The 16,397-nt window shown below is 67.4% G+C and carries 7 protein-coding genes; 3 read left to right on the top strand and 4 right to left on the bottom strand.

Annotated features, from left to right (window positions below):
- Positions 1 to 168 precede the first annotated feature (168 nt).
- Both AB3X10_RS14990 and AB3X10_RS14985 read right to left on the bottom strand, forming a co-directional pair.
- Positions 169 to 2,178: a M13 family metallopeptidase gene (locus AB3X10_RS14990; RefSeq protein WP_369975975.1), complete on the bottom strand. Its 2,010-nt coding sequence runs from the start codon at positions 2,176 to 2,178 to the stop codon at positions 169 to 171.
- Between the two features lie 231 nt (positions 2,179 to 2,409).
- Complete coding sequence (locus AB3X10_RS14985; protein WP_369975974.1) at positions 2,410 to 4,512, bottom strand: M13 family metallopeptidase; 2,103 nt, start codon at positions 4,510 to 4,512, stop codon at positions 2,410 to 2,412.
- A gap of 173 nt (positions 4,513 to 4,685) precedes the next feature.
- Here AB3X10_RS14985 and AB3X10_RS14980 point away from each other — a divergent pair, with 173 nt between their 5' ends.
- Positions 4,686 to 6,278 (top strand): phytoene desaturase family protein, encoded by a 1,593-nt coding sequence (locus AB3X10_RS14980; RefSeq protein ID WP_369975973.1) that lies wholly within the window; start codon positions 4,686 to 4,688, stop codon positions 6,276 to 6,278.
- 120 nt (positions 6,279 to 6,398) lie between these two features.
- Here the strand turns inward: AB3X10_RS14980 and AB3X10_RS14975 are convergent, their stop codons facing one another.
- Positions 6,399 to 9,425 carry a TonB-dependent receptor gene (locus tag AB3X10_RS14975; protein WP_206228614.1) on the bottom strand — a complete coding sequence of 1,009 codons (3,027 nt, stop codon included), beginning with the start codon at positions 9,423 to 9,425 and terminating at the stop codon, positions 6,399 to 6,401.
- An 837-nt stretch (positions 9,426 to 10,262) separates the two neighbouring features.
- On the opposite strand from AB3X10_RS14975, the gene AB3X10_RS14970 reads away from it, so the two are divergent.
- A complete protein-coding gene (locus tag AB3X10_RS14970) occupies positions 10,263 to 11,852 on the top strand; it encodes a tetratricopeptide repeat-containing sulfotransferase family protein (protein WP_369975971.1) in 1,590 nt (529 codons plus the stop codon).
- A gap of 179 nt (positions 11,853 to 12,031) precedes the next feature.
- Here the strand turns inward: AB3X10_RS14970 and AB3X10_RS14965 are convergent, their stop codons facing one another.
- The gene (locus AB3X10_RS14965; protein ID WP_369981846.1) at positions 12,032 to 14,779 is read right to left on the bottom strand and encodes a TonB-dependent receptor plug domain-containing protein; all 2,748 of its coding nucleotides are present in this window, start codon (positions 14,777 to 14,779) and stop codon (positions 12,032 to 12,034) included.
- Positions 14,780 to 15,529: 750 nt separating this feature from the next.
- Between AB3X10_RS14965 and apbC the strand changes: the two genes are divergently transcribed.
- Entirely contained in the window at positions 15,530 to 16,381 is an 852-nt protein-coding gene (apbC, locus tag AB3X10_RS14960; RefSeq protein ID WP_369975969.1) for an iron-sulfur cluster carrier protein ApbC, read from the top strand.
- The last annotated feature ends 16 nt before the right edge of the window (positions 16,382 to 16,397 follow it).

Genomic DNA, 16,397 nt, shown 5'->3' with positions numbered 1-16,397 from the left:
AATGGCGGGGCCGGGGCCGGCGCGGCCGGGGATTTTCCGGCGCACGCCCGGGCATGTTGCATCGACGGCGCGGATCGCCGCGGCCGTCTCCGCCCGATGGCGCCGGGCAGATGCGACGACGGCGCGGTTGCCCGCGCCGTCGTGCATGCACTGCCTAGCGAATCGCGATCACGGCCAGAGGCGGATCTGCTCGGCGTCGCTGCGCACCATCGGCTGGCCGGCCTTGCAGGTGAAGGCGGCGGCGAAGGACGGCAGGTTGGCCAGCGGGCCGTTGGCGCGCCAGCGACCCGGCGCGTGCACGTCGGCGGTGACGCGCTGCACCGCTTCGTTCGGCGACAGCTGCTGCGCCCACAGGCCGGCCCAGGCCTTGTAGAACGCCTGCTTGCCGGCATCGCCGGCGGCGGGCTGGGCCGCGGCGTAGGCCTGCCAGGCCAGCTCGACGCTGCCGATGTCGGTCAGGTCCTCTTCCTGGGTCAGCTGGCCGTTGACCTTGGCGCCTTTCACGCCGGGGAAATCGTAGGCGCCGTACTGCGCCGCGGCGCGCGCGGCCAGCGCGTTCCATGCGCTCTTGTCTTCCGGGGTCCACCAGCCGCGCAGCTCGCCCTTGGCGTCGACCAGGCTGCCCTTGCTGTCGATCGCGCCGATCAGCTCGTGCGCGACCAGTGCGCCGTAGCCGCCGTACAGCGCGGCGGCGTCGCCGCCGGCGACGAACACCGGCGGCTGCAGCACCGCGGCGGTGACGATCAGGCGGTTCTGCGCCAGGTCGTAGGTCAGCGCCGGCTGCTGCGGCAGCACGTCCCAGCGGCGGTCGGCGTTGCCCTTGCCGATGCGCTTCATTTCCTCGCGGTGGCGCCAGGTGGACGCGATCAGCATGTTGCCGCCGAAGCTGCCGCGGCCCATCGGCTGCACGCTGTAGTCCAGGTCGCGGCGCGGCGCGCCGACTTCGATCTTCAGCGCGGCGAGCTTGGCCTGCGCTTCGGCGCGCGCCGGCTCGCTCAGCCAGGTGGTGCGCTTGAGCGCGGCGATCTGGGTGTCGCGCACCTGGTCGGCGATGCTCTCGGCCTGGCGGCGGGTGTCGGCGTTGAGATAGCGGCCGACGTACTCGCGGCCCAGCATCGGGCCGGCGGCGACGTTGATCGCATCCAGCACCTGCGCCCAGCGCTGCGGCGGCAGCGCCTGGCCTTCCAGCACGCGGCCGCGGAACTCGAAGCTGGCGTCGCGGAAGCTCTTGGACAGGTACGGCGCCATCGCATCGCCGACGCGCCAGCGCAGGTAGGCCTTCCACTGCTCGGGCTTGATGCTGACGATCATGCCGTCGAGCTGCTTGAACATTTCCGGATCGGCCAGCGACACCAGGTCGTCGTTGACGCCCTGCGCCTTCAGGAACGCGTCCAGCTGCAGGTTGCGGTACTGCTTGTTCAACTCCTTGGTGGAGATCGGCGCGTAGTTGTTGAACGGGTTGTTGATGCCGGCCAGCGACTTGGCGCTGCGCGCCAGCGCGGTCTCGATCTGCAGCACCGACTGGGCATCGGCCTCGAGCTTGGCCGCCGGGGTGCCGGTCAGGGTCAGGATCTGCTTGACGTAGGCGCGGTAGCGGCCCATCAGCGCCACCGTGTCGGCGTCGCTGCGGGTGTAGAAGGCCGGGTCGGGCAGGCCCATGCCGCCCTGCATGAAGTAGCCGATGTGGCGGTCCAGCGCCTTCAGGTCGACGTCGGCGCCGAAGTTGAACGCCACCGGGATGCCGATCTGGTGCAGCGCGGCGATCGAGGCCGGCACGTCCTTGGCCTTCTTGATCGCGTCGATGCGGCTCAGCAGCGGCGCGATCGGGGTGGACCCGTCCTTCTCCACCGCCGCTTCGTCCAGGCCGCTGGCCCAGAAATCGCCCAGCGCCTTCTGCACGTCGTTCTGCGGCGACTGCATCGACGCATCGAGCAGGTCGCGCTGCTGTTGCTGCGCGCGCGCCGACAGCTGGCCCAGCGCGGTGACCGCGCCGGTCTGCGGCAGCGGGTTGCTCTTCAGCCAATCGGCGTTGGCGTAGTCGTAGAAATCGGTGCAGGCGGCGCTGACGACGGGCGCCTTGGCGGCGGCGCGCTTCTTCTTGGGCGCGGCATCGGCGGTGGACGCCAGGGCGATCAGGCCGAGGGCGACAGCGAGGGCAAGCGGACGGGCATTGAGCATCGGGAGCGAATCCGGTCAGGATTAAAGTCGGCGGAGTTTAACAAGCTGCGGCCCGCAGCTGTGTCCATGCTGCGGCGCGGCTTTCCCCAACCTGTTCAGATGGATGCGCGGGCGTGCGCCGGGCGGGCGCGCGGCCGGCGCCGCTGCGCCGCCGCCGACCGATCCGCGTGCCGCGCGCAAAGAAAAGGCCCGGACATGCCGGGCCTTTTCGCATTGCAGCGGATGCCGCGCTTACCAGATCACGACCTGCTTGTCGCCGGCGCGCACCATCGGCGACCCGGCCTTGCACTGGAACGCGGCGGCGAAGGCCGGCAGGTTCGACGGCGCGCCCATCGCGCGGAACTGCGCCGGGGCGTGCGGGTCGGTGGTCAGGCGCACCGCCGCGTTCTGCGGGGTGTACTTGGTGCGCCACACGGTGGCCCAGTTGAGGAAGAAGTTCTGGTCGCGGGTCATGCCGCCGACCTTCGGATCGTCCTTGCCCTCGGTGGCCTTCTTCAGCGCGTCGTAGGCGGTGGACAGGCCGCCCAGGTCGGCGATGTTCTCGCCCAGGGTCAGCTTGCCGTTGACCGGCTTGCCGTCGACCTTGTACTCGTCGAACTGCTTGACCAGCTTGCCGGTGAGCGCGGCGAAGTTCTTGGCGTCGGCCGGCGTCCACCAGTTCTCGAAGTTGCCGGTCGGCCCGAAGCGCGCGCCCTGGTCGTCGTAGCCGTGGGTCATCTCGTGGCCGATCACCGCGCCGATGCCGCCGTAGTTGAACGCGTCGTCGGCGTTGGGATCGAAGAACGGCGGCTGCAGGATCGCGGCCGGGAACACGATCTCGTTCTGCAGCGGGTTGTAGTAGGCGTTGACCGTCTGCGGGGTCATGCCCCATTCGGTCTTGTCCACCGGCTTGCCGATCTTGCCCAGGTTGTACTTGTAGTTGAACGCGGTGGCCGCGCGCACGTTGTCCAGGTAGCTGTCGCGCTGGGTGCTCAGGCCGCTGTAGTCGCGCCACTTGTCCGGGTAGCCGATCTTCGGGGTGAAGGTCTCCCACTTGGCGATGGCCTTGGCCTTGGTCTCCGGGCTCATCCAGGTGACGTTCTCGATGCGCGCCTTCAGCGCCTGGCGCAGGTTGTCCACCAACTGCTGCATCTTGGTCTTGGCGTCGGCCGAGAAGGCCACCTTGACGTACATCTGGCCCATCGCCTCGCCGGCGCCGTCCTCGATGCTGCCCAGCACGCGCTTCCAGCGCGGCTTCATCTCGGCCTGGCCGTTGAGTTCCTTGCCGTAGAACGCGAAGTTCTCCTGCGCGAACGCATCGCTTAGGTACGGCGAGGCGCTGTCCACGGTGTGGAAGCGCAGGTAGGCGCGCCACACCGACGGATCGGTGTCGCCCAGCGCCTTGCTCACTTCCTGGTGGAACGCGGGGATCGCCAGCGAGAACTTCTCCGGCACCGCCACGCCCTGCGATTCGAAGAACTTGGTCCACGGGAAGTTCGGCGCCAGCTTGTCGGCGTCGGCCGGGGTCACCGGGTTGTAGGACAGCTCGGCGTCGCGCGACAGCTGCTCGCTGGACTTGGAGACCTTGGCCAGGCGCGTTTCCAGCGCCACCACGTCCTTGGCCTGCTTGGCCGCATCGGCGGCCGGCACCCCGGACAGCTCCAGCACCTTGGCCACGTGCGCCTGATAGGCGTCGAGCTTGTCCTTCTTGTCGGCATCGAAGTAGTAGCCGCGGTCGGGCAGGCCCAGGCCGCCCTGCATCGCGTAGGCCATGTTCATCGAGGAGTTCTTGAAGTCGGCCTCGGCGCCGAAGCCGAACAGGCCGTTCTCGCCCTTGGCCGCGCTCTGGCGCAGGTACTCGGCCACTGCCGGGCCGTCCTTGAGGCCGTCGATCGCGGCCAGGTCGGCCTTCAGCGGCTCGATGCCCTGCGCGTTGACCTTGGCTTCGTCCATGCCCGAGGACCAGAAATCGCCGACGATCTTGTCCACGCCTTGCGCGTTGGCCGCAGCGGCGGCCTGCTCGGCCAGCTGGTGCTGCACGGCGACCGAGCGCTCGTCCAGGATCGAGAACGCGCCCCAGCTGCTGCGGTCCTTGGGGATCTCGTTGGCGGCCAGCCACTTGCCGTTGACGTAGCCGGCGAAATCGCTGCAGGCGTCCTTGGCCGGGTCCAGGTCGTTGGCGCTGAACGCGTTGTAGGCCGGCAGCTTGCTGGCGTCGAGCTTCAGTTCGGCCGGCGCCGCGGCCGGTGCCGGTGCGGCGGCCTCGGTCTTGGCGGTGTCGGCGGTGGGCGCTGCCGCGTCGGGCTTGTTGCAGCCGCTCAGCGCGGCGCTCACGGCCAGGGTCAACAGCAGCATCTGGGGATTGCGAAAGGTCACAAGGAGACTCCAAGCCAGCGTGGATACGGAATGGCCCGACGGGCCGTGGCGAGACTTTACGCCGCTGCCCGGGGTTTCAGGGGTGTCGAAGGTCATGGGCCGGGCGCCGCGGCCGGCCGGCGCGGGGCCGGCGGCCCGGTATGATCGCCACGATGAAGCGCGAACCGTCCTGCGATGCCCTGATCGTCGGCGCCGGCCACAACGGCCTGGTCTGCGCCGCCTACCTGGCGCGCGCCGGCTGGAAGGTCACCGTGCTGGAGCGGCGCGGCGTGGTCGGCGGCGCCGCGGTCACCGAGGAATTCCATCCGGGCTTCCGCAATTCGGTGGCTTCCTACACGGTGTCGCTGCTGCAGCCGAAGGTGATCGCCGATCTGGACCTGGCCGCGCACGGCCTGCGCATCGTGCCGCGCCGCTGCAACAACTTCGTGCCGCTGCCCGACGACCGTTACCTGCTGGCCGGCGCCGGCATCACCCAGGCGCAGGTGGCCAAGTTCTCGCCGCGCGACGCCGAACGCCTGCCGGCCTACGAGGCGCGGCTGGAGCGCATCGCCGACGTGCTGCGCGCGCTGGCGCTGCAGCCGCCGCCGAACGTCACCGATGGCGGCTGGGTGCAGGCGCTGCCGGAGCTGCTGCGCGCCGGCCGCCTGGGCCGCCGCCTGCATGCGCTGGACCCCGGCCTGCGCCAGGAACTGCTGGACCTGTTCACCATCTCCGCCGCCGAGTACCTGGAGCGCTGGTTCGAGAGCGACCCGGTCAAGGCCTTGTTCGGCTTCGACGGCATCGTCGGCAACTACGCCAGCCCGTATACGCCGGGTTCGGCCTACGTGCTGCTGCATCACGTGTTCGGCGAGAGCAACGGGGTCAAGGGCGCGTGGGGCCATGCGCTCGGCGGCATGGGCGCGATCACCCAGGCGATGGCCAAGGCCGCGCTCGCCGCAGGCGCGCAGATCCGCATCGACGCCGGCGTGCGCGAGATCCTGGTCGAGGACGGGCGCGCGGTCGGCGTGGTCACCGAACACGGCGAACGCCTGCATGCGCGCCGCGTCGTCGCCAACGTCAATCCCAAGCTGCTGTACGAGCGCCTGCTCGACCCGGCGCAGGTGCCCGCCGCCACCCGCGAGCGCATGGCGCAGTGGCGCTGCGGCTCGGGCACGTTCCGGATGAACGTGGCGCTGGCGCGGCTGCCCGACTTCCGCGCGCTGCCGGGGCCGGGCGACCACCTCACCGCCGGCATCATCCTGGCGCCGAGCCTGGACTACATGGACCGCGCCTACCGCGATGCGCGCACACACGGCTGGTCGCGCGAACCGATCGTGGAGCTGCTGATCCCGAGCACCCTGGACGATTCGCTGGCGCCGCCCGGCCAGCACGTGGCCAGCCTGTTCTGCCAGCACGTGGCGCCGCAGCTGGCGGACGGGCGCAGCTGGGACGCGCACCGCGACGAGGTCGCCGCGCTGATGATCGCCACGGTCGAGCGCTATGCGCCGGGCTTCGCTGACTCGGTGCTGGGCCGGCAGGCGCTGACCCCGCTGGACCTGGAGCGCACCTTCGGCCTGATCGGCGGCGACATCTTCCACGGCGCGCTGAGTCTCAACCAACTGTTCAGCGCGCGCCCGATGCTCGGCCAGGCCGACTACCGCGGCGCGATCCCCGGCCTCTACCTGTGCGGCTCCGGCACCCATCCGGGCGGCGGCGTGACCGGCGCGCCCGGGCACAATGCGGCAATGGCGCTGCTGGGCCGCTGAGGCATTGCCGGCGATGCCTGCCGGCGCCACGCGCAAAAAAAGCCCCGGCGGAGCCGGGGCAGGAGAGAGAGGCGCTGCGTTGCGGCGGAACGTCCTGGGCGGACGTCCCGCCGCGGATGGTCAGAAGTCGTAGGACGCCGACAGGCGCACGTAACGCGGCTGGGTGTAGTAGGTGCCGATCCCATAGGTGTTGGACACGGTGTAGGGGTCGGTTTCGTAGGTCGCGTCGATCTGCACCGGCTTGCGCTCGTTGAACACGTTGAACGCCTGCAGCCCGAACGCCAGCTTGTGGTCGGCAAAGGCCGGCCGATAGGTCACGCCCAGGTCCACCAGCTTGGTCCAGGGCAGGCGACCGGATTGGCCCGGGCTGGACGGGCTGCCGCCGCAGTAGTGGTACGCCGAGCCGTAGCTGATCGGATCCGATTCGTCGCTGCCGAAGTAGCCCAGGCAGGACTTCGGCATGCCCGAAGCGACCTTCAGCGTGGCCGACACCATCCACTCCGGCGTGAATTGATAGGCGCCGAAGGCCTTCAGCTGGTGCCGGCGATCGTTGGCCAGATCGCCGCCCGCGTAGTACATCAGCGGCGCCGAATCCCAGTCCTGGGTCTTGGACACGTCGGTCTGGCCGATGTCCGACTTCACCTGGCCTTCGGTGTTGCCGTAGCTGTGCGACCAGGTGTAGTCGACGCGGCCGTACCACTTCTGATCGAACGGATGCTCCAGGAACAGGTCGACGGCGGCGTAGTTGCGCTTGGCCGAATCGGTGAAGCCCCAGTCCGAGCGCGACATCTTCAAGGTGGTGTAGCCGGAGCCGTCCACGTTGGCGAGCTTGTAGGTGTTGCTCTCGCCAGGGTTGAACAGCACGCAGCCGGGGATCGTGACCGAATCCGGATCGATGCCGAGCGCGGTGAGCTTGCTCGACATCTTGTCGCTGTCGCAGACATCGTCGATCGCCGACTGCAGCTTGCGATAGGTGACCTTGGCGCCGGAGTTCCACTTGTCGCCGATGGTCTTCTCGAAGCCGACGATGAGCTCGTCCTGATACTGCGACTTCAGGTCGCTGGGCGTGAACGAATTCGGGTCCGGCGCTTCGCCGTATTCGCCGTTGCTGGACACCGGGCCCGGTCCCAGCGCGGTCAGGCCGGTGGGCTCGCCGTTCGCATCGATGCCGGTGTAGGTGAAGTACTCGCGGGTGTAGGTCGAGGCCGAGGCGCCGCGGATGGCGACGCTGTTGGGCAGCGCAAGATAGTAGCGGCCGAGGTTGGCGAACAGCTTGAACGAGGCGTCGCCGAACACGTCCCAGCTCACGCCCGCGCGCGGGGCCCACTGGTCGCCGCTGTCCACGTAGGCCACGTGGCTGCTGTTGAAGTTGGTGAACTTGTCGTTGCGCACGCCCAGGGTCAGCAGCCAGTTGTCGCTCACCTGCCAGCGATCTTCCAGGTAATAGGCCTTCTGCTCCACCGCCATGCTGGTGGCGGTGGTGAAGATGTACTTCTGCACGTAATAGCCGTCGCCGCCGGCAGCGCCGACCCCGAGGTTGGGATCGATGGCCACGTTCGGGTTGGACGCCTTGCTGTAGATCCAGCGATAGCCCGGACCGCTGGTGTCGACGCCTTCGTTGTAGGCGTTGAAGTACATGTTGTCCACGCCGGCGGTCAGGTCGTGGTTGCCGATGCGGTATTCCAGTTCCACGCGCAGGCCGCGGGTCTTGTTCTGCGCGTTGGCGTTCTTGACCGTGGTCGAGGCCTGGTTGTTGGTGATCGCGGTGCCGCCGGTGATCGACGGATCCTGGTTGGTGACGCCGCTGATGTAGGGCAGGTCCGAGGACACCGGATTGGCCTGGTAATCCCGTTCCAGGCTGCGGCCCCAGGTCGCGTTCAAGGTCAGGTTGTCGGTCAGGTAGCCGGTGTACTTGAAGATGTCGTAGGTGTCGGTGAGCTTGTAGGTGTCCGGATAGGTGCCGGTGCGGTCGCCTTCGCTGAGGGTGTCGTAGTCGTAGGACGTGTAGTAGCCGGCGCGGCGGTCGGTGTTCTGGATGCGGGTGTATTCCAGGATGTTGCTGTCGTTGATGTTCCAGTCGATCTTGCCGTAGAACTTCGGCGCGCTGTAGTTGTAGTGGTTGCGCGCCTGGATGCTGTCGGCGCTGTTGTTGGTGTCGATGCCATCGGTCTTGTTGGATTCGCCGGCGACGAAGACGAACAGGCGATCCTCGATCAACGGGCCGCCGGCGTAGGCGCTGTAGGTGGTGTTGCTGCTGGTGTCGCCCTTGCGCCGGCGATAGAGGGTGCCGGCGAGGTCGGGGTTTTCGTAGGCGTAGTCGCTGGCCAGGCTGGCGCTCGGGTACCAGACATCGCGCGGCGAGCTGGCCAGCGAATCCGGCGCCCAGGTGGTCTGGAAACCGAAGTGCCACTCGTTGGTGCCGCGCTTGCCGACCTGGTTGATCACGCCGCCGGTGGAGCGCCCGTACTTGGAACTGTAGCCGCCGGTGTAGGTTTCCTGCTGGTCGATCGCGCCGTAAGGCAGGCTCAGGCCGCCGAGGTTGTTCAGCGGATTGCTGACGTTGAATCCGTTGATGTAATACGCATTCTCGGTCACCCCGGAACCGCCGAAGGACACCACCGAGCGGCTGCCGTTGGTGAATGCGCCGCTGCCGGAGACGGTGCCCGGCGCGAGCAGCGCGATCGCTTCGGCGCTGCGACCCAGCGGCAGCGTGTCCAGTTGCTCGGAGGTGATCACCGATCGCGATGCGGTGCTGCTGACGTCGATCTTCGGCACGCTGGCGGCGGTGACGGTCAGTGCTTCGAGCGTGGTGGCGTCGGCCGCTGCGAACGAGACTTCCGTACCCGATCCGACGCGCAGCAGGACGTTCTTGCGCGTGTCGATGGTTTCCTCGCCACGCCGCAGGATCACGGTGTAGCTGCCGATCGGCAGCGAGCCGAGGGTGTAGCGGCCATTGCCGTCGACCGGCACGGTACGGCTCAACCCGGTGTCGCTCTGGATGGTGATGCTGGTCCCGGTGGCCGGCGCGGAACCGTAGATGCTGCCGGTGGTGCTTTGCGCATGCACCGCGCCCTGGGCCAGCGAAGTGCTGAGGATGATGGCCAGGGCGGTGCGCTTGAATGCCTTTCGATCGGGGCGATTGCTCATTGCTTACCTTCGATGAAGTGGGGTGGCAGGCCGTCCCTGAACGGCCTTAACCCAAACGTAATAACGGCGTGCTAGCGCGTGCAACGGGTTGGGGCCGGATCTGCCGTCATCCGCATCAAAAATGCGGCAATGTGTATAAATCGGGGGTGCTCGATGATTCTTGAATCACAAAAATGCGCAAATCGCCAGTGCCTATGGCACCGTGTATAAGAATCCGTACATTGTGTCTTTTCTTGCCACTCATTAAAATAATGTGATAACAACCACGAAAAATCAGTTGGTTCCTGCCTGGCCAGGGCGGGATTCATGCATCCCTGATGCAGTCGAGGTGAGTCATTTGAAATGACGAATTCGGCATATTTTTATGCATTGCTCCGCAACCTGTAAGGCTGTGGCCGACGCGGGAGCAGCGCCGAATATCCGATCGTCGCCCCTGTGCTTCTCCTCCCATCCCGGGACGATGGCGTTGTCGCTCACGGGGTATCGGCAACCCTGCATGTCGCAGCGTGGGCCTGGCGATCGGGTGATGGATGTGTGGCGCAGGCATGGTCTCGCTGCGTCGCCGTAGCGGTTGCATGGTCCAGGCACCTCAGAAGCGCATCGCGGGTGATCAGATGCTGGACAGCGCGGATCGCCGCGCAGGACGCGGCCGGGCGCCTGTACGATGTGGCCGGTCGCGCCGGCAGGCGCAGACATTCGCGTGGCCCGGTTGCGTGCGAAGGCTGGGCGGATGCACGCATCGGCCACGGTTTGTGGTGCCGGGCATAATGTCGGTCCGGTGCACCGCGGCTCGTGCCGTGGCGTTGCCGGCTTCCCGGGGGACTATCAGGCGCATCCATGACCGAACAGGTTCAGCTCTACAACCAGGCCGTCGCCGCGCTCAACCAGCGCGACTGGGGCCAGGCGCAACGGCTCGCGCAGCAGCTGCTGCGGTCGTTGCCGCAGCACCCGGGCGTGCATTTCGTGGCCGGCGTGGCGGCGTTGGAGTTGAAACAGATGCAGCCTGCCGCGGCGCACCTGTATCAGGCGACGACCTTGAATCCGCAGCGTGCGGACTACGCGACGCAGCTGGCCAAGGTGCTGGCGATGGGGCGCTTCATGCAGGAGGCGCATCGCTTCGCCGACCAGGCGATGGCGCTGCGGCCGACCGATGCGCATACGCTGGACACGCTGGGCGTGGTGTATACCCAGGTCAACGAGCACGTCGCCGCGCTGGAGGCGTTCACCCAGGCGGTGCAACTGGCGCCGCAGCACGCCAGCTTCCGCTACAACCTCGGCACCTCGCTGCTGTTCTCCGGGCGCCTGCAGGAAGCCGAGCAGGAATACCGGGCCTGCCTGGCGCTGGAGCCGCGCTACTGGAAGGTCTATCTGTCGCTGTCGCAGCTGCGCAAGTGGAGCGCGGAGGAGAACAACCTGGCCATGCTGGAGCAGGCGCTGGCTTCGGCCGGCGAGGCGCCGGAAGCGGTGCTGTACCTCAACCTGGCGCTGGCCAAGGAGCACGAGGACCTCGGCGACTACCATGCCGCGTTCCGTGGCTACGTGCAGGGCAAGGCGGTGCAGAAGCGCGCGCGCGGCTACACGTCCGAGCGCGATGCGGTGCTGTTCGAGGCATTGCAGCAGGCCTTCCGTGCCGATGCTGCGCACACGTCCGGTTTCGACAGCCAGGAACCGATCTTCGTGGTCGGCATGCCGCGCAGCGGCACCACCCTGGTGGACCGGATCCTGTCCAGCCATCCGCAGGTGCATTCGGCCGGCGAGCTGCAGAATTTCTCGGTGGTGCTCAAGCGCATGGTGCGCACGCCATCGCCGGCGATCCTGGACGTCGCCACGCTGACCCGGCTGCAGGGAGTGGACTGGCGCGAACTCGGCCGCGCCTACGTCGAATCCACCCGTCCCGGCACGGCCGCCAAGCCGCGCTTCGTGGACAAGCTGCCGCACAACTTCCTGTACGTGGGGCATATCGCGCGTGCCTTGCCCAACGCGCGCATCGTCTGCCTGCGGCGCGACCCGATGGACACCTGCCTGAGCAACTTCCGCCAGCTGTTCGCCCTGTCCTCGCCGTACTACGACTATTCCTTCGACCTGATGGACGTGGGCCGCTACTACCTGCTGTTCGAACGCCTGATGGCGCACTGGCGCGCGCTGTTCCCGCAGCGCTTCATGGAAGTCGACTACGAAGACCTGGTGCTGGAGCAGGAGCCGACCACGCGCCGCCTGCTGGAATTCTGCGGCTTGCCGTGGGACGAGGCCTGCCTGCGTTTCGAGCAGAACCAGGCGCCGGTGGCCACCGCCAGCGTGGTGCAGGTGCGCACCTCGATGACCCGTGCCTACATGGGGCGCTGGCAGCGTTACGGCGAAGACCTCGCCGAGCTGAAGCAGTTGCTCGAGACGCAGTCCTTGCACGCGCAAGGCCGCGACAGCCGCTGAAGCGGCGTTCCTGGAAGCTGACGGGTCGAAGGCGCAGGCCGCGCTTTCGCGCGCGGCCGTGGCCAGTTTTCTGTGGAGAATGCGTTCTCGCCGACGAAGGCGCGCATGTTCCTGCGTAGGCTGCCGCGCAAAAAAAAGCCCACCCTTGCGGGTGGGCTTCGGTGTCGCTTGAGGCTTGCTTACTTGCCGAACGAGTAACGCATTTCCAGGTAGTACGCGCGGCCGTACACGTCGAAGTTGTACGAGTTGTACGGCGAGCTCGCGCTGCCCGGGTAGGACGCGTCGAAGGGCGGCATCTTGTTGAACACGTTGTTCACCATCAGCGACAGCTCCATGCCCTCGAACGCCGTGTAGGTGACGCTGGCGTTGTGGGTGATGTGCGAGGGCAGCTTGCCGGCGCGCGGCGCGTCGTAGCCGGCCGCGCTGAGCGTTGCCGCGTAGTTCGGGGTCTTGTCGAACCAGCTGGCGTACCAGGTGGTCGAGAAGTCGCCGATCTCCCAGGTCAGCGAGGCGTCGGCCTTGCGCTTCGGGTCCGTGCTCCAGTACGGATCGTTGAGCAGGTCGACCGGTTCGTCGCCGGCGTACTGCACGTACTTGTGGCGCAGGTTCTCGCTGTAGCTGGCAATCGTGCTCAGATCGCCCCAGCGGCCGAGGTCGTAACCGTAGCGGAACGAAGCGGTCACCGCTTCCAGCTTCTGGTTGGAGACGTTGATCTTCGGCGTGTAGATCGCCGTGATCTGGCCGGCCGCGTTGCGGGTGACCTGCGCCATGGTGGTGGTGCACAGCGTCGAGTTGATGTCGTCGATACCGGCGCGGCAGCGGTAGTCCTGCAAGCTCAGGCCATCGGCGCTCTGCTGGTTGACCTCATCGCTGATGTCCCAGTTGAGGTAGTCGACGGTCAGCGCCATGCGGTCGATCGGCGACCACACGAAGCCGGCACTCCACACGTCGGCGTTGATCGGCTTCAGGGCGAGGTTGCCGGACTGGGTGCCGAAGAACTGGCGGCTGGAGTAGGCGGCCGGGCAGTTGTCGGTGTTGCCCGGCAGGTAGCCGCGCTGCGCGCACTGGTAGTAGTCGACCACGCTGTTGTAGTAGCCGCTCTGGCCCTGGTACTGGTCGGACAGGGTCGGCGCGCGGAACGCGGTGCCGTACTTGCCGCGCAGCAGCAGCGACTGGAACGGGCGGTATTCCAGCGAGATGCTGTAGGTCGGCTTGTCGACGGTGGTGCCGCTGGCCTTGAACGCATCGTAGCGGCCGGCCAGGGTGATGGTCAGCGGATCGAACACCGGCATGCGCAGTTCCGAGGTCAGCGCGTAGCGGTCGCGGTCGCCGCCGCCGGCCACCGAGGTCAGGCCCCACACGTCGCCGTTGAGGATCTCCGGCGCCGGATCGTAGTTCCACTTCTGCTTGCCGTATTCGCCGACCACGGCCAGGCCCGCGTCGCCGCCGGGCAGGGCGAACAGCTTGGCGTTGGTCATCTGCAGGCGCAGCATGCCGTCGGAGGTCTTGCTCTTGTTGGTGGCATGGCCGGTGAAGCTGGCGAATTCCTCCGGCGTGATCGGCGAGTAGAACGCCGCGTAGTTCGGGGTGTAGACCGGATAGGCGTTGTAGTACGGATCCAGGCCCTGCTGCGGTCCCAGCACCTTGTTGATGAAGAACTGGTCGATCGGGTCCTTGAAGCGGACGAAGTTGCGTTCTTCCAGCTTGTACTGGGTATAGGTGACGCCGGCGTCGTAGTCCCAGCTCGACTGGCCCAGCGTGCCCTGCGCGCCGAAGGTGACGCGGACCGATTCGCTGGTGTCGCGGCTCATCGTGTCGTTGAAGCCGTTCGGGCCGACTTCCTCAGGCGCGAACGAGCGCTGCAGGTTGACCAGGTCGTCCAGGTTCGGGTCGTAGTAGTAGCCGAAGTCGGCGCTGGTACCCCACCACAGGTAGTTGCCGCCCGAGTTGTACTTGACCTGGTCCTTGCTGTAGAGCACGTCGCCGTACAGCTGCACGTTGTCGTTGAGGTCGAAGGTGCCGTGCACGTAGGCCTGCAGCGACTTCTGGCCGCTGTCCAGGGTGCGGTAGCCGGGGGTGTACTTGGAGCCGCAGTAATACTCGTCGCCGAAGCCGGGACGCTGCTGCAGCGCCATGGTGCCGCCGAACAGGCCGGACAGGTTGCCGCAGTTGGCCGGGTCGAGGAACTTGTAGCTGGTGAACGGGCTGTACACCAGGAAGTCGCGGCTGACCAGCGTGCGCGAATAGCCCTGCGTGTTGTACTGCTTGGTCAGGTCGCGGTCGTAGGCCCAGATCGCATCCTTCTCTTCGTACTGCACGCCGCCGATGACGGTGGTGCGGCCGTCGGCGGAGGTCCAGCCGTCGGCGAAGGTGGCGCGGAAGTTGCTGCCGCCGCCTTCGGAATAGCCGCCGCCGCGGATGCTGAACACCGCGCCGTCCATCTTCTTCTTGAGGATGACGTTGATCACGCCGGCGATCGCGTCGGAGCCGTACAGCGACGACTGGCCGCCCGGCAGGATCTCGATGCGGTCGACCAGGTCGATCGGAATGCCGCTGATGTTGTTGAAGGTGTCGCTGCCGTTGTACAGCGCCGGATAGTTCGACATCGGCCGGCCGTCGATCAGGTACTTCACGTAGCCCGGCGGCAGGCCGAACAGGCTGACGGTCTTCGCGCCCTGGGTGAAGGAGCCCGAGGTCTGGCCGCCCTGTACGCCGCCGGTCGCGAACGAGCTCTTCTGCAGCACGTCGGCCACCGAGTTGAAGCCGCGGGCCTTGATGTCTTCGGCGGTGATGGTGGTGACCGGCGTGGCGGTCTCGATCTCGCTCTGCGGGATCAGCGAGCCGGTGACGGTGACCTTCTCCAGGTCGGTCGCCTTGGTCTCACTGCTGTCCTGCGCGAAGGCGCTGAACGCGGCCGGCACCACCATGGCGGTCACCAGCGCCGCGCTCAGGCGGCTGCGATTGAAACTACGAGTATGACGTGCGGTCATCTTTCTCTATCCCCGAAAAACCAAAAGATAAGGCGGAGGGGCGTCGTGCCACGACATATGCCTTGAAATTGGGATCGCATCCATGCGAGTGACCCAAACGTAACACGAACTTAACGCGGTTTGTACAGGTCCGTCACGTTCAGCTGCTAGCAATCGCATCTGCGGCGATCTGGCGGCAAACGCCCGGCAAATGTGGCTGCAGATGGCGGCCGCGACATCCTTCGCGCTGCTTTGCACCAAATCGGGGCTTGAAGAAGACAGGTAGCTGAACGGCTTTTGGGGCGGTTCCGAGCCGTTTTTTGCAAACCCGCAGGGCCGGTATTTACGCGAACGGTGACCGGCATCGATGCCCGATCATTCCGTGCCGCCGCATGCACCAATCCGGTGAAGCGTTTCGCCATAATGGGGAGTGGGTGTCGGCGTGCATCCCGCGCGCGCCACGGATGCGGCCTGGGCCACTGCCGCGCGGCGAGCGCAGCGCTGTTGTCGCCGCTGTCGCGGATCCGGCGTGCGGCGGCGTTCGCGCCTTCGAATGCGCAACTGCGCGCGGCGTGCGGCCAATCGCGGCGGCGCTCGCGCGCGGCGCCGGCCCGATACGCAAGACGCCCGCCCTGTGTCACCCTTCCTTTCTTTTCGCCAGCTGCAGCGCCCGGCGCGCAGGCCGGCATGACTTCCGCGAGTTCCCCGATGACCGACCGCCCCCGCATCTCCGTCCACGCCGTCCAGCCCAACCTCGCGCCGCTGCCGCGGATCCGCAACGTCATCGCCATCGGTTCCGGCAAGGGCGGGGTAGGCAAGTCCACCACCGCGGTGAACCTGGCGCTGGCGCTGCAGCGCCAGGGCGCGCGGGTCGGGGTGCTGGATGCCGATGTCTATGGTCCCAGCGTGCCGGCCATGCTCGGCCTGAGCGGGCGCCCGGACAGCCCCGACAACAAGTCGATCGAGCCGATGCGCGCGTTCGGCATCGAGGCGATGTCGATCGGGCTGCTGGTGGACCAGGACACGCCGATGATCTGGCGCGGGCCGATGGCGACCTCGGCGCTGACCCAGTTGTTCACCGATACGCTGTGGGACGACCTGGACTACCTGCTGATCGACCTGCCGCCGGGCACCGGCGACATCCAGTTGACCCTGGCGCAGAAGATCCCGGTCGCCGGCGCGGTGATCGTGACCACCCCGCAGGACATCGCCACGCTGGATGCGAAGAAGGCGCTGAAGATGTTCGAGAAGGTCGAGGTGCCGGTGCTGGGCATCGTCGAGAACATGGCGGTGCACACCTGCAGCCAGTGCGGGCATGTCGAGCACCTGTTCGGCGAGGGCGGCGGCCAGCGCATGGCGCAGCAGTACGGCGTGCCGCTGCTGGGGTCGCTGCCGCTGGCGATCGCGATCCGCGAGCAGGGCGACGCCGGCACCCCGATCGTGGCCGCGGCCCCGGAGTCGGCCGCCGCGCAGGCCTATCTGGCGACCGCGCAGCGCCTGACCGAGGAGCTGCGCAAGCGGCCGCGGGCGTCGATCCCGATCGCCGCCTCGCTGCGCTGAGCGCCGCCGCGGCTGC

The organism is Xanthomonas sp. DAR 80977 (assembly GCF_041240605.1).
GTDB classification, from domain to species: domain Bacteria; phylum Pseudomonadota; class Gammaproteobacteria; order Xanthomonadales; family Xanthomonadaceae; genus Xanthomonas_A; species Xanthomonas_A bundabergensis.
This window is presented reverse-complemented; position numbering and strand designations above follow the sequence as displayed.